Raw genomic sequence first — 22026 nt, 5'->3', positions numbered from 1 at the left:
CAGAGGCCGCCCGAAGAGTCAAGCGGAGTCATGGGGAATTTATTCCCAGAAAGAGCAATCCGAGCTTTTCAAGGAAACCGCTCGGGAGCCTGGGGTTGATAAAAAGGGGGCGGCTTTTGACTCTAGCCTGAAGCCAATTCTGAAGCGACGCGTCTCAAATATTGGGCGGTAAAGTCGGCGATTTGATCGACTTCTTCATCGTCATATTTGCGAAAGCTAAAGCGGCTGAAGCTAGGGTCGATAGCTTGGAGGGTTTTTCGTAGGGGACCGCGAAAATTCCTCATTTGATGGTTCCCCTCATATGCCAATACGTCTGCGCATTGAAGCGGTGGGTGCCTAGTTTTTGAGCCGAAATTGAAAGTCGCCGATTTTCCCGGAAAATGCCGCTGGACTTGCTGGAACGCCTCAGTCGCCGCCGCGCTGTACTGGTTGGCTTCATGGACGAATGCGATGTTATCGTGGCCTTCCGATGCGAGTTTCTCCCACGTGCTGCGAAGGGCCCATTGCAGGCAGATGTAGTACCAGCCGCGTACCATGTCTTCCGGCTTGATGGCTAAGCTATGTTTGTGAGCCAAGACCTCGCTCAGTTTCCGCCTGTCGACGGCGGCGATAATGCCCCGAATGTAGTGGTTTTTGACTACCGGCAGGATGCGCTTGACGTGTCTATCTCGCTCTTCACGGGTCCACCCTTCGTACTCCCCATGCCTGTTATGGCAATCGACCGAGTGGTGAATTTTTATCGGCGCCTTCGCCACGATCCACTCGAGGGTCCAGATCTGCCAGTCTTCTTTTGAAGCCCAAACGGCGGATACGGAAAGAATTTGCGAGTCATGGTCAGTGCCAGATTCGTCTAGGTAGACCTCAATCACGACCACCAAACCTTCCCGAGGGGCAAGAAAGGTGTCGCGGAACTCTAGGACGCGCCTTCCACCATTTCCGTCGACTCATCGGCTCGAAATTTGTTCAGCACGGTACCACCTCCTCAGTGCGTACGCGAATTACGACACGCTGAATTTATTCCTGCTTATGATCCTGGGGCAAAGGCGGCAGCCCGACCATTTGCCGAGTTCGGCCTGAAAGCCTATATGCCGGGATCAAAGGACAAAGCATGGCTCGCATCTACCAAACACGCATCTGGCACGACCAGCTTTCGCCAACGATGGAGGAAATCGAGCTCCTGGCGCTGGAGGCCTATGCCCATCTGCCGGAGGACTTTCGCAAGTTGACCGGCGAGATCGTCATTCAGATCGCCGAATTCCCGACCGACGAGATCATGGACGACCTTTCGCTGGAAACGCCCTTCGACCTGCTCGGCCTGTTCGAGGGGCGCGGCATCGCCGAGCGCTGGAATCCGCAGACCGGCGAGGGGCCGAACCGCATCACCCTCTATCGTCGCGCCATCCTCGACTACTGGGCCGAGAACGAGGAAACGCTGGGCGACATCGTCACCCATGTGCTGATCCACGAGATCGGCCACCATTTCGGCCTGTCGGACGACGATATGGAGAAGATCGAAGAGGCAGCGGAGTGAGCGACCCCGCTCCTCGTCATCCTGGGGCGGAGCAAGGAGCGAAGCGACGCGGCGCAGACCCCAGGATCCATGCCGTGATAGTGATGCAGTGCGCCGGCGGTGCAGAACCGAACGCTCATCATCCCGTTCTGGGTAACGGGGCTATCCCGATCGGTGGTAGATCACACTAGACTAATCCTGATCCGCCGTGCCCTTCGGCAGAGGTAACGGCATGGATCCTAGGGTACTCCGCGACGTCGCTTCGCGACTGCTACGCCCTAGGATGACGAAGGACGAGCGCTTCAGCGAACCTCCCTACCAATCGCTGAGCTTGGTGTCGGGGCCGTATTCCTGGCCCTCGATGTCCTTCACCACGGCCTGGCCGCAGCGCATGGTCTTGGCTTCCTGGTCATAGGCATAGGTCGGCGAGCCGAACAGGTGCCAGCCCTTGTTCAACGCCGCCGTCACCTTGTGGCAGAAGCTGGAATCGTCCGGACCGGACAGAAAACGGTAGAGTTTCATTCTTCAATCCTGTCGTCAGTTGCGTTAGTCATGCGCGAACAGCGGCGGCCTTCGCCAGCAGTTTTTCGGCCTGCGCCAGATGCAGCCGCTCGACCATCTTGCCGTTCAGCGCAACTACCGCCCTACCGGTATTTTGGGCGAGCGCGAAGGCATCCTTGACCGCGCGCGCTTCGGCTATTGCTTCGGGCGACGGTGCAAAGGCGCGGTTCGCGGCTTCGATCTGAGCCGGATGGATCAGCGACTTGCCGTCAAAACCCATGGCGGCCGCTTCCGTGCACTCGCGCGCAAACCCGTCCATATCGCGAAAATCATTGAAGACACCATCGAGCAGGTCGAGGCCGCCGGCGCGCGCGGCGAGCACCATCTGCATCAGCCATGGAACGAGATAGCGCCGATCGGGCGTGGCGAGAATGCCGGTGTCCTTGACCAGGTCGTTCGTTCCGGCAACGAAACAAACCAGTCGAGAGGCCGGGTCGCGGCCGAGCTCAGCGATCGGCCCGATATTGAGCAGCGCCCTGGGCGTCTCGATCATCGCCCATAGCTTGACTTCGTCGGCGATAAAATTGTCGTCGAGCACGTCGCCGGCCTCGAGAATGTCGCGCGGCGTGTCGACCTTGGGCAGCAGGATGGCGTCGGGCGAGCATTTTGCCGCGGCCAGCAGGTCGGCGCCGCCCCACTCGCTCGACAGCGCGTTGATGCGCACGACCATCTCGCAGCGCCGGTTGGAATGGCCGGCGAAAATCGCCACCAGCTTTTCGCGCGCGGAAGGCTTGTCGGCCGGGGCGACGGCGTCCTCGAGATCGATGACGACGGTATCGCAGGCCAGCGATTGGATCTTGGCCAGCGCCTTGTCGTTCGAAGCCGGGACGTAAAGCACCGAGCGGCGCGGGCGGTAGCTTTCGGTGGTCATCTCCGATCTATGCCGTCTGCAGCCGGCCGAGGCAAGCCGTGCATAAAAACTGCACGCAACTTCGGAAAATCTCCTCGTCTCCGCCCCGCTTGCCACCCGACCGGATGCGACAAGGGCGGCATGCAAGAGCAAACGAACTCCCGTTGGTCCCTGCCGTACCGGCTTCGCCGCGAAAGCTGGTGGCTCGTCGATCCGCCCCGGACTTCGGTAAACCTCCTCCCTTTCGTCCGGAAATCCCCGCCCACCGGCCGCATCAAAGCCGCCGAGAAAGCCCGATCATGATAGTATTCCTCCCGGCGGCGCCGAGCTATTGCAACCGCTTCGGCGTTGCCGTCCTGCTCGTCGCGCTGGCCGATTTTTTCTTCTATGGCCAACCGGCGGGCATCACGCTTTTCCTGTTCGGCGTTGCGATTGCCGCGGCGAGCATGGCTCTCCATCCTCTCGGCTCCTTCAACGATGGCAAATTCTGGTTCAAGCCGGTTGCGCTGCTCATGGCGCTGCTGCCGCTTGTGGAAAATGTCAGCGCACTGTCCGTCTCGATCGCGCTGGCGGGGCTGGCCATCTTCGCGCTTTCACTGGCCGGACGGTTGCGGCGCGGCCTTGCCCGTATTGCCGGCCAACTCTCGCTGTTCCTGCTTGCAACGCCATTTCGGCTCGTCCTTGATTTCTTCCGCTGGCGCACGGCGGCGCGGCGGCTTGGCCGGCGGCGCGTGCGCCTTGCGGCGATCGCCGTCTGGGTCATGCCGCTGGGCCTCGGCGCAGTGTTCCTCGCGCTGTTCGGCGCCGCCAATCCGGTCATTGAATATTGGTTCTCGCTGATCGACCTGATGGCACTGCTCGACCTCGTCCAGCTGCCACGTCTCGCCTTCTGGCTGTTCGTGCTTGCCTGCGTCTGGGCATTTCTGCAGCCGCGCCTGCCGCGCTTTCTCCGCCGCCGCAGGGTGTCGCCAGCCAGCGCACCGGCGACGCCGGCCACCAGGACCACCATCGAGGACATCGTCTTCGGCAAGGCCGCTATCCTCCGCGCGCTCGTCGTCTTCAACATCCTGTTCGCGGTGCAGAGCGCACTCGACGCCACCTATCTGTGGGGCGGCATCGCGCTTCCAGACCGGCTGACCTATGCCGCCTACGCGCATCGCGGCGCCTATCCGCTGATCGTCACGGCGCTGCTGGCCGCCGGCTTCGTGCTGGCGGCGCTGCGGCCGGGAAGTGCGACCTCCGGCGATCCGCTCATCCGCCGGCTGGTTTATGCCTGGGTGGCGCAGAACATCCTCCTGGTGGTCTCGTCGATCCTGCGGCTCGATCTCTATGTCGGTATCTATGCGCTGACCTATTGGCGTGTCGCTGCGTTCGTCTGGATGGGGCTGGTGGCGGCGGGCCTTGTCCTGATCATAGCCCGCATCGCGCGCGAAAAGTCCAACGAATGGCTGTTTGCCGCCAATCTTCTGACGCTATCGGCGACGCTCTATGCCTGCTCGTTCATCAACTTTGCCGCGCTGATCGCCAACTACAATGTCGACCATTGCTTCGAAATGACCGGCCAAGGCACCCAGCTCGACGTCTGGTACCTGCGCTCGCTCGGGCCCGGCGCCTTGCCAGCGCTCGATCGCTTCGTCCAGCACCAGAGCAGGACGGTTTCCGCGGAGGATGCCTCCATCCGCGAACTCGCCGGCTGGTATGCACAGGACGAAGCACGCTTCCGCGCCGGCCAGGAAAACTGGCGGGGCTGGAGCTTTCGTGACTGGCGGCTCAACCGCGCCCTCGACAGGCGTGGCCCGTTCGTGGTTCCTCCGATGTCCGAACCCTTCATGCCGGGCCGCTGATTTGATGCCGAACCACATACTGGTCGCCGACGACGACCCGCACATTCGCGAAATCATCTGCTTCGCGCTGGAAAAGGCCGGCATGAAAACGCTGGCGGTGCCGGACGGCGCGGCTGCCCTGCAGGCGATAGAGCGCCATGCGCCCGATCTCGTCGTGCTCGACATCGGCATGCCGGAAATGGACGGGCTGGAAGTGTGCCGGCGGCTGCGCCACACATCCGACCTGCCGGTGCTGTTCCTGTCCGCGCGGGATGAAGAGATCGACCGCGTGCTCGGGCTGGAGATGGGCGGCGATGATTATGTCACCAAGCCGTTCAGCCCGCGCGAGCTGGTCGCCCGCGTCAACGTCATCCTGCGCCGCTCCCGGCCCACGCCGGAACCAGCCGACGACCGGCAATTCTCGCATGGCAGACTGTTGCTGGTTCCGGCAAGCCATACAGCCAGCTTCGACGGCAAGCCGCTGGCGCTGACGTCGATCGAATTCGCGATTCTGAAAGGCTTTTTGGCGCGGCCGGCGCATGTGCTTGGCCGCGACATGGTGATGGCCAACGCCTATGCGGCCAATATCCATGTCGCAGACCGCACCGTCGACAGCCATATCCGCAATATCCGCGCCAAGCTGGCGGCCGTCGGCTGCGTCGACGCGATCGAGACCGTGCACGGCGTCGGTTTTCGGCTGGGCGGATGCGGCGCGTGAGCGCCCAAGAACTGATTGGCAGCAAATGGCGGCCTCGCCTCGCCACGGTCGTCATCGCCATCCTGATCATGGTGATGGCGCTGCCGCTGGCCGGCCTGTTTTTCTTCCGGCTCTACGAGAACCAGCTGATCAGGCAGACCGAGGCCGAGCTGATCGCCCAAGGCGCCGCCCTTGGCGCGATCTATGCGCAAGAGGTTCGCGAGGCCGGCCTTGCCCCGGAAAAGCTAGGCGCACCCGTGCCTTCACCCAACACCAGCGATCGGGCCTCTCCCTACCAGCCGATCGAACCGGGCCTCGATCTTGCGTCCGACGGGATCCTGCCGACCCGGCCCGCGGCCACCGCGGCCAGCGCCGATCCCGCCTTAGCGGCAATCGGCGCACGCCTGTCGGGCATTCTTGCCGAGACGCAGAAGACCACGCTCGCCGGCTTCCGGCTGCTCGATCCCAGAGGCGTGGTCATCGCCGGCCGTGAGGAGGCCGGCCTGTCGCTCGCGGCTGTCGAAGAGGTTCGCGCAGCGCTTGCCGGCCGCTACGCCAGCGCGCTCAGGCTGCGGGTTCCCGACCAGCCGTCGCCGCCGCTCTATTCGGTCAGCCGCGGCACCAAGGTTCGCGTCTTCGTGGCCATGCCGGTTGCGGTCTCCGGCAAGGTCGCCGGCGTCGTCTATCTGTCGCGGACGCCGAACAACATCGTCAAGCATCTCTATGGCGAGCGCGGCAAGGTGGCGCTGGCGGCAATCGCCATCCTCGGCGGCGCGCTGCTGATCGGGCTGGTCTTCCTGCGCGCCGTCAGCCGTCCGATCTATGCGCTGATGGAACGCACGAAACGCATCGCCGCCGGCGACCGCGCGGCGATCAGGCCGCTCGATCACCACGGCACGCGCGAAATGGGTGAACTCTCTGCTGCTTTCCTCGACATGGCCGAAAAGCTGCACGCACGCTCCGACGGCATCCAGACCTTTGCCACCCACGTCTCGCACGAGCTCAAATCGCCGCTGACGGCGATCCAGGGGGCCGCCGAACTGCTGCGCGATTCGGGCAGCGCGATGGACGAGGCCGAGCGGCGGCGGTTTTCGGACAATATCGTCACCGATGCCGGCCGGCTCAACCTTCTGGTGCGCCGCCTGCTCGACCTGGCGCGCGCCGAAAATCTCGAGCCGAGCGGCGAAAGCACGTCGCTCGGTGCTGCGCTGGCGCTGCTGCCGGCCGAGGACAGGCTGGCGATGCGCCTCGAGGCCGGCAGCGATATCGGCCTGCGCATCTCGGCCGAGAACGCGGCAATCGTGCTGGCCAATCTCATCGACAATTCGGCGCGGCATGGCGCAACGCTCGTTTCCGTTGCGGCGGCGAGCGCGGACGGCAAGGCGACGATCCAGGTGAGCGACGACGGCGCCGGCATTTCGCCCAGCAACCAGGCTCGCATCTTCGAGCCGTTTTTCACCACGCGCCGCGATTCAGGCGGCACCGGTATGGGCCTCGGCATCGTGCTGGCCCTCCTGAAAGCGCATGATGGCACGATCCGGCTGGTTGACTCAGCGAGCGGCACGCGCTTCGAGATCATCCTGCCGGCGGCGTGACTCGGCGGTTCAGATCGGAAGGGCCAAAAGGTGCATTATGACATCGTCATCATCGGCGGAGCCATCGTCGGCTCCTCGGTCGCCTATTATCTGCGCGAGGAAGGGTTTTCGGGCTCGATCGCGCTTGTCGAGCGCGACCCGCAATTTTCCCGCGCCGCGACCACGCTGTCCTGCGCCTCCATCCGCCAGCAGTTCTCGATCCCGGAAAACATCCGGCTGTCGCAATTCACGCTGAAACTGTTCCGGCGGCTCAGGGAAGAGTTTGGCGCGGACGCCGATATCGGCTTTCGCGAAGGCGGCTATCTTATCCTTGCCGGCGAAAACGGGCTGCCGATCCTCAAGGCCAACCACGAGGCGCAGATGGCCGAGGGCGCCGACATCGTGCTTGAGGATGCGGAGGCGCTTGTCCGCCGGTTTCCATGGCTGTCGGCCGAGGGCATCACCGCCGGCGCCTATGGCCGCAGCGGCGAAGGCTGGTTCGATGCGCATGCGATGCTGATGCTGTTCCGCAAGGCGCTGCGGGGCGAAAACATCGATTTCATCACCGCCGATGTGACCGGCATCGAGCGCCAGGGCGACCGCGTCGCCAGCGTCAGCCTCGACAATGGCGAGCGGCTCGAGGCCGGCACCGTTATCAACGCCGCCGGGCCGAATGCCGGCAAGGTGGCTGATATGGCCGGGCTGGCGCTGCCGGTGGAGCCGCGCAAGCGCAACGTCTTCGTCTTCGAGGCACGCGAAAAATACGCCGACATGCCGCTGCTGGTCGATCCCTCAGGCATCTATGTCCGGCCGGAGGGCTCGGTCTACATCACCGGCGGTGCCGAGCCGGAAGAGGGCGACGGTCCTGCCGACCCCGGTGATTTCGAGCCCGACTGGCCGCTGTTCGAAGAGGTGATCTGGCCGGTGCTGGCCACCCGCATTCCCGCCTTCGAGGCGATCAAGCCGACACGTGCCTGGGCCGGCCATTACGACTACAACACGCTCGACCAGAATGCGGTGATCGGCCCGCATCCTGAGGTGAAGAATTTCCTCTTCGCCAACGGCTTTTCCGGCCACGGCCTGCAGCAGGCGCCGGCCGTCGGCAAGGCGCTGGCCGAACTGATCGTGCATGGCGGCTATCGCACGGTGGATTGCTCGGCGTTCGGGTATAGCCGGATCGCCGATGGGCGGCCGTTTCGGGAATTGAATGTAATTTAACGCTAGCCCGAAGGGATGCTACCGTTGCTTGGTGGATTAAGCCGCCGCCAAGCCGTCCGTACCAAGATACGCCTGAAGCCAGCCCAGCACCTGGGCCCAGCCTTCGGCATGCTTCGTCGCGGCAGCAGCGAGGCCGGCGAAGCCGCCATGGCAGATGGTGACGCGTGTGCCGCCGGCGATCGGCTCCAGCAGCCAGGCGACTTTGGTTTGGCGGCGGCCAAGCGTCGGATGGTCCCAGCCGTATCTCCGCGTCTGCACGATTCGGCGCGGCTCTTCGATCTCCAGGAATTCGCCGCTGGCGGGCAGGTGTCTGCCGGCCGCCGTCTCGACGGTGACGCTCCAGCGGCCGCCGACGTGGAGGTCGGCCGTCCATCCGGTCATCCGGTAGGTCGTGGCGGACCCCCACCAGCGCTCGACCTCGCGTGTAACGAGCGCGTCAAAGATCCGCTCGGGCGGCGCGCAAACATCGGCGCTCGCCATAACGGCCTTGCCATTCGTCATGCTGTGCACCGCGGCACTGTACATCGCTGTCTCCAGAAACGTTTCGCTATCGAAACAACCTCAAGCTTCGACGCCGGGCGCGACAGGCCTTTGCCGGTTTCGAGCAGGCTCTTCAGGCTGGACAGGATGAGCGGCCAGCCGTTCGCCACATGGCCAAGCAGCTTGTGCGGTCCATCGGCTTCGTGTGTGATGGCGAGCTTCACCATCTCGCCCTCCTGCTCGATGGCGAAGGTGCAGCGTGTGTAGCCGTCCGCCTTGATCTCGGGCATGAACTCGTTGCGCCATTTGAGCACGATGCGCTTGGGTGGATCGATCTCGAGGACCTCGCCGTTGTCGGTGACGCGGCCGTCGGTGTAAACCATCTTCCACGCCGAACCTTGTTTCCAGTCGCTTAGCATCTGGGCGCCGAGGAAATATTGCCGCTGGAACTCCGGCTCGGTCAGCGCTTGCCAGAGTTTTTCGGGCGAGGTGCGGATGTAGGTGACATAAACGAAAATGTTGCTCATCAGTCTTCCCTTTCGAGGCGTTTCTTCAAATCGCTGAGGGCGCCCAGTCGCCCCCGCTCGAATTTGCCGATCCAGCGTTCGGCGATCTCGTTGATGGGAACCGGATTCAGATAATGTTGCTTCTCGCGTCCCTGGCGGATGGTGGTGACGAGGTTTGCTTCTTCCAGGATCGCCAGATGCTTGGTCACCGCCTGGCGCGTCATGTCCATCTCACCGCACAGCGCGTTCAGCGTCTGCCCGTTCCTTGCATGAAGGCTGTCCAGTAATCGCCGACGTGTCGGGTCGGCCAAGGCGCGAAAGACGGCATCCATGCTCATGACCCTAATATGCAACCATATGGTTGCATGTCAAGAGGCAGAACCTTGGCCGAGGATGCGCAGGTTGAGGTCGCTGAAAGTGGATTTCAGCGCTTGCGGCCGAACCAGAATGCGTTGGGCATGCGCTCCATGCCGATACGCTCATAGAAGCCGACGGCGTCGGGCATGGAGATCAGGCTGATGGCGACGGACGGTCCGAGTTGCCGGCGTGCCTCATCCATCAGGCCCTTGCCGATACCCAGCCCTTGCGCCGATGCAGAAACAGCGAGCTCGGAGATATAGCAGACCCAGGAAAAGTCGGTGATGCCGCGAGCGACACCGACCAGCGGCTTGCCTTCTGTGTCGAGACGCGCGGTGAGCACCAAATTGGCCGCTGACAACATCGCCTTCAATCGAGTGTTGTCATCGACGGGCCGTGTCTCGCCGAGGCCGGATTCCACCAGCACGCGGCGGAACTCGGCGGTGCCGAGGTCCGGTTCGCTGGCGTAGAGGACCGTGGATCGCGTTGTCATGTCGATAAAAGTGCACCATGGGCCGGTGGTTTTGAAGCGTTTTGTGTTTCGATCGACGACGGAAGTCCAGAAACAGCCGCCTTTTATTTGCCCGCGGCTTTGTGTAAACCGGGCGCCAGCAATTCCCCGCAACGAGAAGAAGACGGGCAAGAACCATGGAAAAATTCACCAAGCTCACCGGCGTCGCCGCGCCGATGCCGATCGTCAATGTCGACACCGACATGATCATCCCCAAGGATTATCTCAAGACGATCAAGCGCACCGGGCTCGGCACCGGCTTGTTCGCCGAAATGCGCTACAAGGACGACGGTTCGGAAAACCCGGACTTCGTGCTCAACAAGCCGGCCTACCGCAAGGCGCAGATCCTGGTCGCCGGCGACAATTTCGGCTGCGGTTCGAGCCGGGAACATGCACCGTGGGCGCTGCTCGATTTCGGCATCCGCTGCGTCATCTCGACCTCGTTCGCCGACATTTTCTACAACAACTGCTTCAAGAACGGCATCCTGCCGATCACCGTCAGCGCTGAAGACCTGGAGAAGCTGATGGACGATGCGTCGCGCGGTTCCAACGCGACGCTGTCGGTCGATCTCGAGACCAAGGAAATCCGCGGGCCGGACGGCGGCGTGGTCAAGTTCGACCTCGACGAGTTCAAGCGCCACTGCCTGCTCAACGGGCTCGACGATATCGGTCTGACCATGGAGAAGGCTGGCGCCATCGCTTCGTTCGAGAAGAAGAATGCTGCTGAGCGCCCCTGGGCCTGAGCGGTACGATGACCTGGCCGCGACAGACCGGATTCGTGGCGGCTGAATGGAGGGGACAGTCATGACACGTTCGCTTCTTGCAGGGGCCTGCGCGCTGGCGTGGATTCTGATGCCAGTGGCAGGCGCGCATGCACAGACCGATATGGTGCTCGTGCCGGCTGACGATGCGTCCGGCGGGGCCGACCAGGGCGCGTTGAGCAATGCGGCCCTAGCCGACAATGACAAACAGGCGCCGATCCCGTTCGAGGGTGGCCAGCTGACCATCACCCAGGAGGAAGAGTACGGGGAACGGGTGCTCGCCTTCGACGGCAAGGAACTGGCGCGCAATTACGACGTCTTCTTCGACAAGGTCGTCGAGGTCGGCGGTGTCAAGGTGGCGCTGGTCGATGTCGGCGACGGCGGCAATCAATGCGGCCCGGCCAAGGTGATCGTGTGGAAGCCGGAAGGCGGCACGATCCAGACGACCACGGTCGAGCAGGATGAATGCGGCGCACCACCGGCCGCGATCTCCGACAGCGCCATCTATTTCGTACCCTATCTTTTGCCGGGCGATTCCAAGCCGGCGCTGCAATGGTCGCCGACGGACGGGCTGACGACGTCCGGTAATCTGACCTACATGCCGGAGCCGGGCACGGAGTGGAAAGACGTCGATCCGTCGAAATACGATAACATCATTGATGCCTTTCACAACGAGGCCGTCTACAGGCTAGCCGAGACGCTGCTCGGCAAGGACATGCCCGACATGGCGACCAGCCTGCTGGTCGGCGGCGGTACTGAGGAGACCGCTTCGGGCGCCTTTTTTGCCAGCGGCTGCGTGCCGCATGATTGCGGCGGCAATGACGGTTTCATGGCCGTCGACCCGGTCAACCATAAGCTCTATTTCGCCCGCCGCGGCGACAAGCCCGAGCCGGACGCGTGGCCGGCGGTGAGTACATGGCCGGCCGACGTCAAGGAAGCGCTGGACAAGGCGCTGGGGTCGGCCAATTAAGGTTTCGACAAGGGGTCGCAACTGCGCATTCGTCATCCTCGGGCTTGACCCGAGGATCCTTGCTGCGACCGTTGTCGGAAGGCGGCTGAGCAGAAATTCTGCACCGTGGCAAAGCCCGTGATGTCTCGGCATGGATCCTATGGTCTACGCTGCGTCGATACGCTCCTTGCTCCGCCATAGGATGACGACGGGATAGATGCTCCGGCCAATCTCCGAGGTTTTCGTCTTGCCGCCTCGTGACAACAATTTGCCTAGCTTGGCTCATGACCCGCCCGGCCCCCCTCTGCTAGACGACGCTCAGCAACCCAGCGAGGCCGCCCCATGCGAAAACTGATCTCCACCGGTTCGCCCTTCGAGAAGACCGCCGGCTATTCGCGTGCCGTGGTGCAGGGCGACTGGTGTTTCGTCTCCGGAACGACCGGTTACGACTATGCCACTATGACGATGCCGGAGACGGTCGAGGCGCAGACCCGTAATTGCCTCGCTACCATCGCCAAGGCATTGCAAGACGGCGGCTTCGAAATGGCCGATGTGGTGCGGGCACATTACTATATCACCGATGCGGCTTTCGTGGATGTGGTGTTCCCGATCCTCGGCGAGGCCTTTGGCGAGATCAGGCCGGCGGCAACGATGATCGTGTGCCAGCTCAACAAGCCGGAGATGAAGATCGAGATCGAGGTGACGGCGCTGCGGCGCACAGCCTGATGCCTGTCACGGTTGCGACAACGACACGGTTAGCACGAGGATCGGCCCATGGTGAAGGTCAGGCGCATCGTTGCAAACATAGACACGCAGGATATCGCGGCGGCAAAACCCTTCTATCAGGATGTGCTCGGCCTCGATCTCAAGATGGATATGGGCTGGATCGCTACCTACGGCTCGCAAGAGACGATGTCCGTGCAGGTCAGTTTCATGGCCGAAGGAGGGTCAGGAACGCCGGTGCCGGACATCTCTATCGAAATCGACGACGTCGATGCCGCGCTTGAAAGCATGAGGACGGCCGGCTTTGCCATCGAATACGGTCCGGCGGACGAACCCTGGGGCGTGCGGCGCTTCTTCGTACGCGACCCGTTCGGCAGGCTGGTCAATATCCTTTCGCATCTGTAGGCGTTTTGGCTTGAGCATCGGATTCTCCCAAAACCGGTTTCCACTTTTGGGTCCGATGCTCTGAACCGCAGGCTTGCGCGCCGGCTGCTTGGCGTTTAGCAAGGCCGCGTTCATGCGCTAAACAATCGGGACGGTTCTCATGGCTTCGAAAAATCTTCTCCTGCTTGCCGGCGACGGCATCGGCCCCGAGGCGATGGCCGAGTTGAAGAAGCTGATCGCCGCCATGAACGACAGGCTTGGCAGCGATTTCGTCACCGATGAGGGCCTTGTCGGCGGCTGCGCCTATGACGCGCATGGCGCGGCGATCTCCGATGCCGACATGGCCAAGGCTATGGCCGCGGACGCAGTGCTGTTCGGCGCCGTCGGCGGACCGAAATGGGATGCGGTGCCTTACGAGGTGCGCCCGGAGGCGGGTCTGCTGCGGCTCCGCAAGGACATGGAGCTGTTTGCCAATCTAAGGCCGGCAATCTGCTATCCGGCGCTGGCGGCGTCCTCCTCGCTCAAGCAGGAGGTGGTCGAAGGGCTCGATATCCTCATCGTGCGCGAGCTCACCGGCGGCGTCTATTTCGGCGAGCCGAAGCAGATCATCGATCTCGGCAACGGCCAGAAGCGCGGCATCGATACTCAAGTTTACGACACGTTCGAGATCGAGCGCATTTCGGGCGTTGCCTTCGAGTTGGCACGCACGCGCAAGAACCACGTCACCTCGATGGAAAAGCGCAATGTGATGAAATCTGGCGTGCTGTGGAACGAGGTCGTCACCCAGACGCACAAGGCGCGCTATGTCGACGTCAAGCTCGATCACATGTTGGCCGATGCCGGCGGAATGCAGCTGGTGCGCTGGCCGAAGCAGTTCGACGTCATCGTCACCGACAATCTGTTCGGCGACATGCTGTCCGACATCGCCGCCATGCTGACCGGCTCGATCGGCATGCTGCCGTCGGCTTCGCTCGGCGCGCCGGATGCGAAGACAAAACAGCGCAAGGCGCTCTACGAGCCGGTGCACGGCTCGGCGCCCGACATCGCCGGCAAGGGCATCGCCAATCCGATCGCCATGATCGCCTCATTCGCCATGTGCATGCGCTATTCCTTCGGCATGGTTGAAGAGGCCGACCGGCTGGAAGGCGCGATCGCCGCCGTTCTCGACCAGGGCTTGCGCACCAGGGATATTCATTCGCCGGGGATGACCGAGGTCGGCACCGCTGAGATGGGCGACGCGATCATCGCCAAGTTCCTGGGCTGATCCTGTGTCGGTCGACGTCCGCTGGGCGACGACCGGGGATGCCGCGGCACTCGCCGCCATGCTTTGCGAAATGGCGGTGCATTACCGGCAGCCGCCACTCGACGCCAGCCAAGCTTTGTCGGCGGCGCAGAAATGGCTTGGCGACGAAAGTCCGGCCTATCCGCATTTTGCGCTCGCCTTTGTCGATGGTGAAGTTTGCGGGCTGGCCTCGGTTGCGATCGCGCATCCCGGCATCGATCTCGAGCGGCTGCTGTTCCTCAAGGACCTATTCGTACGCGATGATGCCCGCAATGGCGGTGTCGGTCGAGCGCTGATGGCATTCCTTGCCGGCCATTGCCTGCGCGAAGGCATCGGCCGCATCGACCTGACCACCGAGGACTGGAACGAGCGTGCGCTGCGCTTCTACGTCGGACTCGGCGCGGAGCGCCAGGGTCGGAAGGTCTTCCTCAGGCTTTCGAGCGAGACGCTGAAGGCGATCGCTAAACCCTGACGCCCGCCGGCACCGGCCCCCAAGGGTTTTCACTGACCTTGGATGGGATAAGCCCAAGCGCCAACAGACCCAGCGTGTTGAAGCCGGGAACGAAGTACAGCAAAACGAACCAGCCGCTCAGGCCGATGTCATGCAGGCGTCGTACCATAAGGGCAAACCACGGCAGGACAGTCAATAGCAGGAACACGAAGGCTGGCGCATAACCCAAAGCTCCAAATTCCAGGTCGCCTCTGACAGCTGTGATCGCTGCATTGATGAGGACGCCGAACGCAAGAAGCGCGAAGAACACGATCAGCGTGAGCAGAAAAAAGCCCCAAAATTCCTTGCGGCGGGCGCGGCCGGTGAAGCTGACATGTCTCACTTTGAATGCGCGCCAGAAATAAGCCCATAATCCGGTGGATTGGGCAGGTTCAACGCCGTTGGGAATGAGGCTGCGGGATTCGGCAGCCCTTGGCCTTCCTGCAATGACGGCGCGCGCAGTCCCATCGTCCGGCTGGAACTCGACGGGTGCGCCTCTGACCAACGCCACGCCGGGACTCAGATCCTCATGCCCGACGATGTAACGCTTGCCGTCGGCTCCATTGATGTATCCGAAACCCTGATCCTGGTCATAATGATAAATCGCGCCGCGCATTGCTTGCCCCCAAATACTGTGCCGTACGGATACTATCCAAGGTTGTTTCCAATTGCAATATGCACGCATCACATGTGCGAATGGAGCGGCTGCTAGGCACGGCGCCGGCTAAACCCTGACGCCTGCCGGCACCGGACCCCACTGGTTTTCACGCGGCTGGGTCGGGATCAGCGCAAAGATCAGGATGATCACGATGCCGAAGGTCGGGATCAGGAAAAGCAGGAAGAGCCAGCCGGTCAGGCCGATGTCGTGCAGGCGACGCACGTTCAGCCCGAACCATGGCAGGGCTGTCGCCAGCAGGAAGAGGCCGAAAAGGCCGACCGTTACTGCCGGCAGTTCACTGTTGTCGAGATTGCCCATGGCGTCATCGATGAAGACGCCGAGTCCTATGACCACGATCAGCGCGATCGTCCAGAACAGGCAATAGCCCCAATATTCCTTGCGGCGGGCACGGCCGGCGAAGTTGAAGTAATTCTCGGTCAGACCCAGCCAGAAATAGTTCCACAGGCCGGCGGATTCGGCCGGACTTTGTTCAGCGGAACGGCCGAAATGTTGCGGCTGACGTGCCGCTGGCGCATTGCCGGCCTGAGATGGCACGGCGGTTGCAGTGGAGGCGTCGGCAGGCGCACTGCGAGGTTGGACGCGGATCGAAAAAACATCGCGTGCCCGTCCGCCAGCCGGCTGGAATTCGACGGTCGTACCTCCGGCAACCGATGCTTCGCGGCGCAAATCTTCGCGCGCCAAAGTGTAGCGGTTGCCGTCGGCTCCGGTGATGAAACCAAAACCCTGGTCTTCGTCGTAATGAAGAACTTCGCCGCGCATGTCCTGCCCACCCCCATTTCCCCGCCCCAGACTGTGCAAAGTTCCGGCAGACCGCAAGGGGCGTGCGGAAATGGAGAGTGCTGGCTATTTACCCCGGCCGTTTCTTCGATTTCTTGTGTTTCGCAGGTCCGCCTTCGAACTTCGCCTTGGCCGGTTTCCCGGCCCAGGGCTTCGCCTCGAATGCCGGGCGCTGGTCGGCCGGTGCGCGCTTCTCGAATTTGGGCGCGTGCTGATCGAAGGTGCGCTTGCCGCGATGCGGCTTCTTGTCGGGCCGCGGTTCCTGATAGCCGGCTCGCGACAAATCCGGCGTAGCGTCCAGCCGCTTGACCGCAATGTTGCCCTGCAGCTTGCGGTCGGGACCGATCGCAGCGAGGAAGCGCTCGGCCCAGTCCGCCGCGATCTGCACGAAGGTTTCCTCCGGCTGCATCTTGATCGCGCCTATCTCGCGCTTGGAAATGCCGCCTGTCCGGCACAGCATCGGGATCAGCCAGCGCGGCTCGGCGTTCTGCCGGCGTCCGACCGACAGCGAGAACCAGACGCTGTCGCCGAAATCGTCGCGGCGGCTCGCTGCCTCGTCGCGGCGGGCGGCTCTGTCGCCAGCGGGTCTGTCGCCGGACGGCGTGAACGGAGCGACGTCCAAGAGATCCTCGGGCGCCGAGCGGCTGGAGCGGCAGAGACGCACGAAGGCCGCCGCCACCAGTTCGGCGCCACGTTGGTCGAGAAGCGCGTTGACGAAGCCGCGCTCATCGTCCGTCACCGGCTCGCTGAAGACCGGGGCGGCGAGGATGCGTTCGTCGTCGCGGCGCAAGACGTCGTCGGCCGAAGGCGGGCTCGCCCACGTCGCCGCAAGGCCGGCGCTTTGCAGCAGGCGTTCGGTGCGCCTGCGGGCATTGTTGGGCACGATCAGCGCGCTGACGCCCTTGCGTCCTGCCCGTCCCGTCCGCCCGCTTCGGTGCAGGAGCGTCTCCGGGTTGGTCGGCAAGTCGGCGTGGATGACCAGCTCGAGGTTGGGCAGGTCGATGCCGCGTGCCGCGACGTCGGTGGCGATGCAGACTTTTGCGCGGCCGTCGCGCATCGCCTGCAGCGCGTGGCTGCGCTCGTTCTGGCTAAGCTCGCCGGACAGCGCCACGACGGAAAAGTTGCGGTTGTTGAAGCGCGCCGTCAGATGGTTGACGGCGGCGCGGGTGTTGCAGAACACCAGCGCGTTCTTGGCTTCGTAAAAGCGCAGCACGTTGATGATGGCGTTTTCGCGATCCGCCTGGGCGACGCTCAGCGCGCGGTATTCGATGTCGAGATGTTGTTTCTCCTCGCCACCAGCCGAGATGCGTACCGGATCGCGCTGGTAGCCCTTGGCCAGCGTGGCGATGGAGCGCGGCACAGTGGCGGAAAACATCAGCGTGCGGCGATCGGCAGGGGCAGCATCGAGGATGAATTCCAGATCCTCGCGAAAGCCGAGGTCGAGCATCTCGTCGGCTTCGTCGAGCACCACTGCCTTAAGCGCCGACATGTCGAGCGAGTTGCGGGTGATGTGGTCGCGCAGGCGGCCGGGCGTGCCGACGACGATGTGGGCACCGCGTTCCAGCGTGCGCCGCTCGGTGCGCATGTCCATGCCGCCGACGCAGGAGGCTATCGCTGCCCCGGTCAGTTCGTAAAGCCATTCCAACTCGCGCGTCACCTGCAGGGCCAGCTCCCGCGTCGGCGCCACGGCAAGCGCCAAGGGTGCCGCCGCGTGGGAAAAGCGCTCCGCGCCATCGAGAAGGGTCGGCGCCAAAGCCAGACCGAAGGCGACGGTCTTGCCGGAGCCGGTCTGGGCCGAAACCAGCGCATCGGCCTGGCCAAGCTCGAGAACCGCTTTCTGCACCGGCGTCAGCTCGACATAGCCGCGTTTTTCCAGCGCCTTTGCCAGCGCGGGAACAATAGCTTCGAAATTGGACATCTTGCTCTTTCGAAATTCGGATTCTTAAATACCCGGCGACGGGTAAATGTCGGCAAGCGCCACGGACGGGCGCCACGAGCCAGACGATACCCGTTCGTACTTGGTGCCGATGTCATTGTACAGGGCGGGCGGGTCGGCCTGGTTGCGATTGACTCTGGACGCAAACCGCGTAAAAGCCGGCACCGAACGGGATAGTTTCGATGCGCGGCCTTCTGATGGCGCTCCTTGCATTCGACATCCCCGGCCCCAATGCGAACCATTGGGCCGGGTGCGTCGGTGCGTCTCCTCGTTCCAGCAAACCCACGCTGTTGCTCAAAAAAACCGGCAAAACGACCACCAAAACGGTCTGATTCCCTTGGCCTAACCACCCTCTCCCGGGTCCGGCCCGGGGGTTGAAACCCGCATCGGCCGGCGGGTTTTCTCCAGAAACCGAGCGGAGAGGGACAGGAGATTTCGATGAGTTTCAAGGTTGCGATCGTCGGCGCCACGGGCAATGTGGGCCGGGAAATGCTCAACATACTGGAGGAACGCGGCTTTCCGGTGAGCGAGGTGGTGGCGCTGGCCTCGCGGCGCAGCCAGGGCACGGAAGTGTCGTTCGGCGACCGCACGCTGAAGGTCAGGGCGCTCGACCAATATGATTTTTCAGACACCGACATCTGCATCATGTCGGCTGGCGGCAACGTCTCGAAGGAATGGTCGCCGAAGATCGGCAAGCAGGGCTGCGTCGTCATCGACAATTCGTCGGCCTTCCGTTACGACCAGGACGTGCCGCTGATCGTTCCGGAAGTGAACCCGGATGCGATCTCGCTGTTCACGCGCAAGAACATCATCGCCAACCCGAACTGCTCGACGGCGCAGCTGGTCGTGGCGCTGAAGCCGCTGCATGACGCTGCCACCATCAAGCGCGTCGTCGTCGCCACCTACCAGTCGGTCTCCGGCGCCGGCAAGGAAGGCATGGACGAATTGTTCACGCAGACTCGCGCGGTGTTCGTCGCCGACACCGTCGACGTCAAGAAGTTCACCAAGCGTATCGCCTTCAACGTAATCCCGCATATCGACGTCTTCCTCGACGACGGCTTCACCAAGGAAGAGTGGAAGATGGTGGCCGAGACCAAGAAGATGCTCGACCCCAAGATCAAGCTGACGGCGACCTGCGTGCGGGTGCCGGTGTTCATCGGTCATTCGGAAGCGGTCAACATCGAGTTCGAAAAGCCGATCACCGCCGATGAGGCGCGCGAGATCCTGCGCGAGGCGCCGGGCTGCCAGGTCATCGACAAGCGCGAGGACGGAGGCTACATCACGCCACTGGAATCGGCCGGCGAGGACGCCACCTTCATCTCGCGCATCCGCGAGGATTCGACCATCGACAACGGCCTGTCGATGTGGATCGTCTCCGACAATCTGCGCAAGGGCGCGGCACTCAATGCGGTTCAGATCGCCGAGCTGCTGGTCGAGCGCGGGCTGATCCAGCCAAAGAAGAAGGCGGCGTAGTTTCGCTCACGGCCGTATCGCCGCTAACGCGGCTGGCCTCCGCGGGGCGCCGGACGACCGGCGGCCTGCGGTCGCAGGCACGGCCTTCGCGATCTCTGCTCAGCTTGCTTTTCGCTCACGGGCCGTATCGCCGCTAACGCGGCTGGCCTCCGCGGGGGCGCCGGACGACCGGCGGCCTGCGGTCGCAGGCTCGGCCTTCGGCCGCGATTTTTGCTCAGCTTGCTTTTCGCTCACGGCCGCATCGCCGCTAACGCGGCTGGCCCTCGCGGGGCGCCGGACGACCGGCGGTCTGCGGTCGCAGGCTCGGCCTTCGGCCGCGATTTTTGCTCAGCTTGCTTTTCGCTCACGTGCCGTATCGCCGCTATCGCGGCTGGCCCTCCGCGGGGGCGCCGGAAGGCCGGCGGCCGCAGTCGCGGGCTCGGCCTTCGGCCGTTAGCGCCCTTCTCCCCGCTCACGGGGAAAAGGTTCCGGCAGGAGGATGAGGGGCAGCGCAGGCGTCTCAAATGGCCAGCAAGGTGCCGGCGTCACAGCCGGTTCTCCTCCGCTAGGTCCAACAGCAACTCCAGCGCCTCCTCCGCCCGGTCGGCGGGCACGAACAGGTGATCGTGGTAGAAGGCCGAGACCGGATTGACGCCGATGCCGGCCGCGGCCAGTCGTGCGGTGATGGCGGCGAGGAAGCCGACCGCGTCCAGCGACGAATGGATGTTCAGCGTCAGCATCCGGCAGCGGAACACGGTTTTCAGTCCAGCGGCCTTGGCATGGTCTTCATGCACGATCAGCGTCATGCCCTCGCGCTCGCGAAATAGCATCACCGGGTGGAGCCTGTCGGGAACGGGCGCATCGGGTGGCAACGTGGTGAACACATGAACCCCGGCAAGCAATTCCGGCGTCATTGCCGCCAGCAACTGTTTCAGGTCGGTCTCTCCGGCCATCGATTGCTTTCGTTGTGCGACTAGGCGGCTGCTGCGTCGAGCGCTCGAAGACACTTCTATGGATTTTCGATAACGCCCTCCACCTCACCCCGCAAGGTGGACTTGGCCAGGTTCGTTGCTGACTGAACGTACACACCCAAGGTTCGCCGCTGGAGTGAAAAGAACTGGAGGCATGTCGGATCGCCGTAATGGGCCGCGTCCTTGGTTCGAGCTGGCGGAGGAGCCAGTGCTCACAACGACCGGAGGGAACATCAATGACCATGTCTCAGGCAGCACCCGTCTCATCGCGTGCCTTGTGGGCCGGCCGCGTGCTCAGCGCCGTCGTCGTGCTGTTCATGATCTTCGACGGCGTGATCAAGCTACCGCCGCTCGAAATCGTCACCCAGACCATGGTGCAGCTCGGCTGGCCGGCCGATGCCAATGTCTCGCGCATTCTCGGCATCATTGGACTGGTCTCGACAGCGCTTTACGCGCTGCCGCGCACCTCGGTGCTCGGCGCCATCCTGCTCACCGCTTATCTCGGCGGCGCCGTCGCCACGCATGTGCGGATCGGCAGCCCTTTGTTCTCGCACATACTGTTCGGCGTCTATCTCGGCGCCATCCTCTGGGGTGGCCTGTATCTGCGCGATCCAAGGGTGCGCGGGTTGTTCCCATTCAGCCAATAGCGGCGACTTCGAAAGCCGTTCGATGGTGGCCACGCCGCCAGAGCGCCGGGCGGCAGCCGATCTTCTTCTTTGGATCAAATCGCCTGGTTGCGAGTTAGGAGGTGCAGCGGCGAGGACGGCACCCTGTTGGAGAGGAACGACAATGAAAAAGGTGATGATCTTGATGGCCTTGCTGGTACCGCTCGGTGCCTGCTCCCGCACTGAGCAAGGCGCGGCAGTTGGTGGCCTGGGCGGTGCGGCGGTCGGCGCTGCGGTGGCCGGCAACCCAACCAAGGGCGCGGTGATCGGCGGTGCGGCCGGCGCTTTGGCCGGTGCGCTGATCGGCCGTGCCAGCGAAAGCGGCCAGTGCCGTTATCGCGATCGTAACGGTCGTGTGTACGTTGCGAGTTGCCCCGAGGGCTATTGATCAGGCCGCACCATGCGGACGAACAGCAAACGGCGGGCAAGGCCCGCCGTTTCGTGGTGGTGGAGATGATTTATTCGGCGCTGGCGGCTTCCGCCTCGGCCGGCGCGGCTGCAGCGGCGGCTACGGCCGCGGCGGCATCTTCCTGCGCCTTCTTCAGCAAGGCTGCGCGCTCCTGCGCCTTCTTGCCGGGCTCGGCCTTCTTCGGGTTGGAGCGGGCTTCGCGCTTGGCGATGCCGGCTTCATCAAGGAAGCGCAGCACGCGGTCGGTCGGCTGGGCGCCATGCGACAGCCAATGCTTGACGCGCTCGGCGTCGACCTTGACGCGTTCGCCGTCCTTGGGCAGCAGCGGGTTCCACGAGCCGAGCGACTCGATGAAACGACCGTCGCGCGGCGAACGCGCGTCGGCGACGACGACATGGTAATAGGGACGCTTCTTCGAGCCCGCACGGGCCAATCGGATTTTCAGTGGCATTTCTCTTCTC

The 22026-nt window shown here is 63.3% G+C and carries 27 protein-coding genes; 15 read left to right on the top strand and 12 right to left on the bottom strand.

The window, feature by feature from the left end:
• Positions 1-122: 122 nt before the first annotated feature.
• The gene (locus NKJ17_RS27325) at positions 123-875 is read right to left on the bottom strand and encodes a DUF3800 domain-containing protein (protein WP_352507376.1); all 753 of its coding nucleotides are present in this window, start codon (positions 873-875) and stop codon (positions 123-125) included.
• Between the two features lie 233 nt (positions 876-1108).
• Here NKJ17_RS27325 and NKJ17_RS27320 point away from each other — a divergent pair, with 233 nt between their 5' ends.
• Positions 1109-1531: a metallopeptidase family protein gene (locus tag NKJ17_RS27320; RefSeq protein WP_023680515.1), complete on the top strand. Its 423-nt coding sequence runs from the start codon at positions 1109-1111 to the stop codon at positions 1529-1531.
• 294 nt (positions 1532-1825) lie between these two features.
• On the opposite strand, the gene NKJ17_RS27315 is transcribed toward NKJ17_RS27320, so the two are convergent.
• Positions 1826-2032 carry a DUF1737 domain-containing protein gene (locus tag NKJ17_RS27315; RefSeq protein ID WP_352470863.1) on the bottom strand — a complete coding sequence of 69 codons (207 nt, stop codon included), beginning with the start codon at positions 2030-2032 and terminating at the stop codon, positions 1826-1828.
• Positions 2033-2060: 28 nt separating this feature from the next.
• Positions 2061-2942, bottom strand: coding sequence for an HpcH/HpaI aldolase/citrate lyase family protein (locus tag NKJ17_RS27310; protein WP_352507375.1), 882 nt, complete (start codon positions 2940-2942; stop codon positions 2061-2063).
• Positions 2943-3220: 278 nt separating this feature from the next.
• On the opposite strand from NKJ17_RS27310, the gene NKJ17_RS27305 reads away from it, so the two are divergent.
• The 4 genes from NKJ17_RS27305 to NKJ17_RS27290 all read left to right on the top strand — a co-directional run bounded on the left by NKJ17_RS27305 (position 3221) and on the right by NKJ17_RS27290 (position 8233).
• Positions 3221-4765, top strand: coding sequence for a DUF4153 domain-containing protein (locus NKJ17_RS27305; RefSeq protein ID WP_352507374.1), 1545 nt, complete (start codon positions 3221-3223; stop codon positions 4763-4765).
• 4 nt (positions 4766-4769) lie between these two features.
• Positions 4770-5462: a response regulator transcription factor gene (locus NKJ17_RS27300; RefSeq protein WP_352507373.1), complete on the top strand. Its 693-nt coding sequence runs from the start codon at positions 4770-4772 to the stop codon at positions 5460-5462.
• Between the two features lie 74 nt (positions 5463-5536).
• A complete protein-coding gene (locus NKJ17_RS27295; protein WP_502906573.1) occupies positions 5537-7036 on the top strand; it encodes an ATP-binding protein in 1500 nt (499 codons plus the stop codon).
• A 30-nt stretch (positions 7037-7066) separates the two neighbouring features.
• Complete coding sequence (locus NKJ17_RS27290; protein WP_352507371.1) at positions 7067-8233, top strand: NAD(P)/FAD-dependent oxidoreductase; 1167 nt, start codon at positions 7067-7069, stop codon at positions 8231-8233.
• A gap of 36 nt (positions 8234-8269) precedes the next feature.
• Here NKJ17_RS27290 and NKJ17_RS27285 read toward each other — a convergent pair whose 3' ends face one another.
• The 4 genes from NKJ17_RS27285 to NKJ17_RS27270 form a co-directional block, all read right to left on the bottom strand.
• Complete coding sequence (locus tag NKJ17_RS27285) at positions 8270-8734, bottom strand: SRPBCC family protein (protein ID WP_352690943.1); 465 nt, start codon at positions 8732-8734, stop codon at positions 8270-8272.
• The gene (locus tag NKJ17_RS27280) at positions 8731-9240 is read right to left on the bottom strand and encodes an SRPBCC family protein (protein WP_352690941.1); all 510 of its coding nucleotides are present in this window, start codon (positions 9238-9240) and stop codon (positions 8731-8733) included. The genes NKJ17_RS27285 and NKJ17_RS27280 overlap by 4 nt, the downstream gene beginning before the upstream one ends.
• Complete coding sequence (locus NKJ17_RS27275; RefSeq protein WP_352690939.1) at positions 9240-9551, bottom strand: ArsR/SmtB family transcription factor; 312 nt, start codon at positions 9549-9551, stop codon at positions 9240-9242. The genes NKJ17_RS27280 and NKJ17_RS27275 overlap by 1 nt, the downstream gene beginning before the upstream one ends.
• Positions 9552-9643: 92 nt before the next feature.
• A complete protein-coding gene (locus tag NKJ17_RS27270; RefSeq protein ID WP_352690938.1) occupies positions 9644-10069 on the bottom strand; it encodes a GNAT family N-acetyltransferase in 426 nt (141 codons plus the stop codon).
• Between the two features lie 155 nt (positions 10070-10224).
• On the opposite strand from NKJ17_RS27270, the gene leuD reads away from it, so the two are divergent.
• From leuD to NKJ17_RS27240, 6 genes are all read left to right on the top strand, one after another.
• Positions 10225-10830, top strand: a complete 606-nt coding sequence (leuD, locus tag NKJ17_RS27265) for a 3-isopropylmalate dehydratase small subunit (protein WP_254817902.1) — start codon at positions 10225-10227, stop codon at positions 10828-10830.
• A 61-nt stretch (positions 10831-10891) separates the two neighbouring features.
• Positions 10892-11818, top strand: coding sequence for an Ivy family c-type lysozyme inhibitor (locus tag NKJ17_RS27260; RefSeq protein ID WP_352690936.1), 927 nt, complete (start codon positions 10892-10894; stop codon positions 11816-11818).
• Between the two features lie 321 nt (positions 11819-12139).
• On the top strand, positions 12140-12523 hold the full coding sequence (locus tag NKJ17_RS27255) for a RidA family protein (RefSeq protein WP_254817900.1): 384 nt from the start codon (positions 12140-12142) through the stop codon (positions 12521-12523).
• Positions 12524-12574: 51 nt separating this feature from the next.
• The gene (locus tag NKJ17_RS27250; RefSeq protein WP_352690956.1) at positions 12575-12925 is read left to right on the top strand and encodes a VOC family protein; all 351 of its coding nucleotides are present in this window, start codon (positions 12575-12577) and stop codon (positions 12923-12925) included.
• Between the two features lie 139 nt (positions 12926-13064).
• A complete protein-coding gene (leuB, locus tag NKJ17_RS27245; RefSeq protein ID WP_352690934.1) occupies positions 13065-14168 on the top strand; it encodes a 3-isopropylmalate dehydrogenase in 1104 nt (367 codons plus the stop codon).
• 4 nt (positions 14169-14172) lie between these two features.
• Positions 14173-14658: a GNAT family N-acetyltransferase gene (locus tag NKJ17_RS27240; protein WP_352690932.1), complete on the top strand. Its 486-nt coding sequence runs from the start codon at positions 14173-14175 to the stop codon at positions 14656-14658.
• Here NKJ17_RS27240 and NKJ17_RS27235 read toward each other — a convergent pair.
• The 3 genes from NKJ17_RS27235 to NKJ17_RS27225 all read right to left on the bottom strand — a co-directional run bounded on the left by NKJ17_RS27235 (position 14648) and on the right by NKJ17_RS27225 (position 18050).
• The gene (locus NKJ17_RS27235; protein WP_352690931.1) at positions 14648-15292 is read right to left on the bottom strand and encodes a DUF805 domain-containing protein; all 645 of its coding nucleotides are present in this window, start codon (positions 15290-15292) and stop codon (positions 14648-14650) included. The two genes, NKJ17_RS27240 and NKJ17_RS27235, sit on opposite strands and share 11 nt — an antisense overlap.
• A gap of 108 nt (positions 15293-15400) precedes the next feature.
• On the bottom strand, positions 15401-16114 hold the full coding sequence (locus NKJ17_RS27230; protein WP_352690929.1) for a DUF805 domain-containing protein: 714 nt from the start codon (positions 16112-16114) through the stop codon (positions 15401-15403).
• An 88-nt stretch (positions 16115-16202) separates the two neighbouring features.
• A complete protein-coding gene (locus NKJ17_RS27225) occupies positions 16203-18050 on the bottom strand; it encodes a DEAD/DEAH box helicase (protein ID WP_352690927.1) in 1848 nt (615 codons plus the stop codon).
• Between the two features lie 200 nt (positions 18051-18250).
• Between NKJ17_RS27225 and NKJ17_RS27220 the strand changes: the two genes are divergently transcribed.
• Both NKJ17_RS27220 and NKJ17_RS27215 read left to right on the top strand, forming a co-directional pair.
• Positions 18251-18400 (top strand): hypothetical protein, encoded by a 150-nt coding sequence (locus tag NKJ17_RS27220; RefSeq protein ID WP_352650252.1) that lies wholly within the window; start codon positions 18251-18253, stop codon positions 18398-18400.
• Between the two features lie 106 nt (positions 18401-18506).
• Positions 18507-19541: an aspartate-semialdehyde dehydrogenase gene (locus NKJ17_RS27215; RefSeq protein ID WP_352479700.1), complete on the top strand. Its 1035-nt coding sequence runs from the start codon at positions 18507-18509 to the stop codon at positions 19539-19541.
• A gap of 524 nt (positions 19542-20065) precedes the next feature.
• Here NKJ17_RS27215 and NKJ17_RS27210 read toward each other — a convergent pair.
• Positions 20066-20473, bottom strand: a complete 408-nt coding sequence (locus tag NKJ17_RS27210) for an ACT domain-containing protein (protein ID WP_352479699.1) — start codon at positions 20471-20473, stop codon at positions 20066-20068.
• Positions 20474-20727: 254 nt separating this feature from the next.
• Here NKJ17_RS27210 and NKJ17_RS27205 point away from each other — a divergent pair, with 254 nt between their 5' ends.
• Positions 20728-21138, top strand: a complete 411-nt coding sequence (locus NKJ17_RS27205) for a DoxX family protein (protein WP_352690925.1) — start codon at positions 20728-20730, stop codon at positions 21136-21138.
• Between the two features lie 142 nt (positions 21139-21280).
• A complete protein-coding gene (locus NKJ17_RS27200) occupies positions 21281-21544 on the top strand; it encodes a YMGG-like glycine zipper-containing protein (protein ID WP_023680734.1) in 264 nt (87 codons plus the stop codon).
• Between the two features lie 70 nt (positions 21545-21614).
• On the opposite strand, the gene rpsP is transcribed toward NKJ17_RS27200, so the two are convergent.
• Complete coding sequence (gene rpsP / locus NKJ17_RS27195; RefSeq protein WP_254817891.1) at positions 21615-22016, bottom strand: 30S ribosomal protein S16; 402 nt, start codon at positions 22014-22016, stop codon at positions 21615-21617.
• Positions 22017-22026: the final 10 nt, after the last annotated feature.

The organism is Mesorhizobium sp. M0208 (assembly GCF_040322015.1).
Taxonomy (GTDB): domain Bacteria; phylum Pseudomonadota; class Alphaproteobacteria; order Rhizobiales; family Rhizobiaceae; genus Mesorhizobium.
The sequence above is the reverse complement of the archived record's forward strand: the minus strand, read 5'-3'. Positions and strand labels throughout refer to the sequence as shown.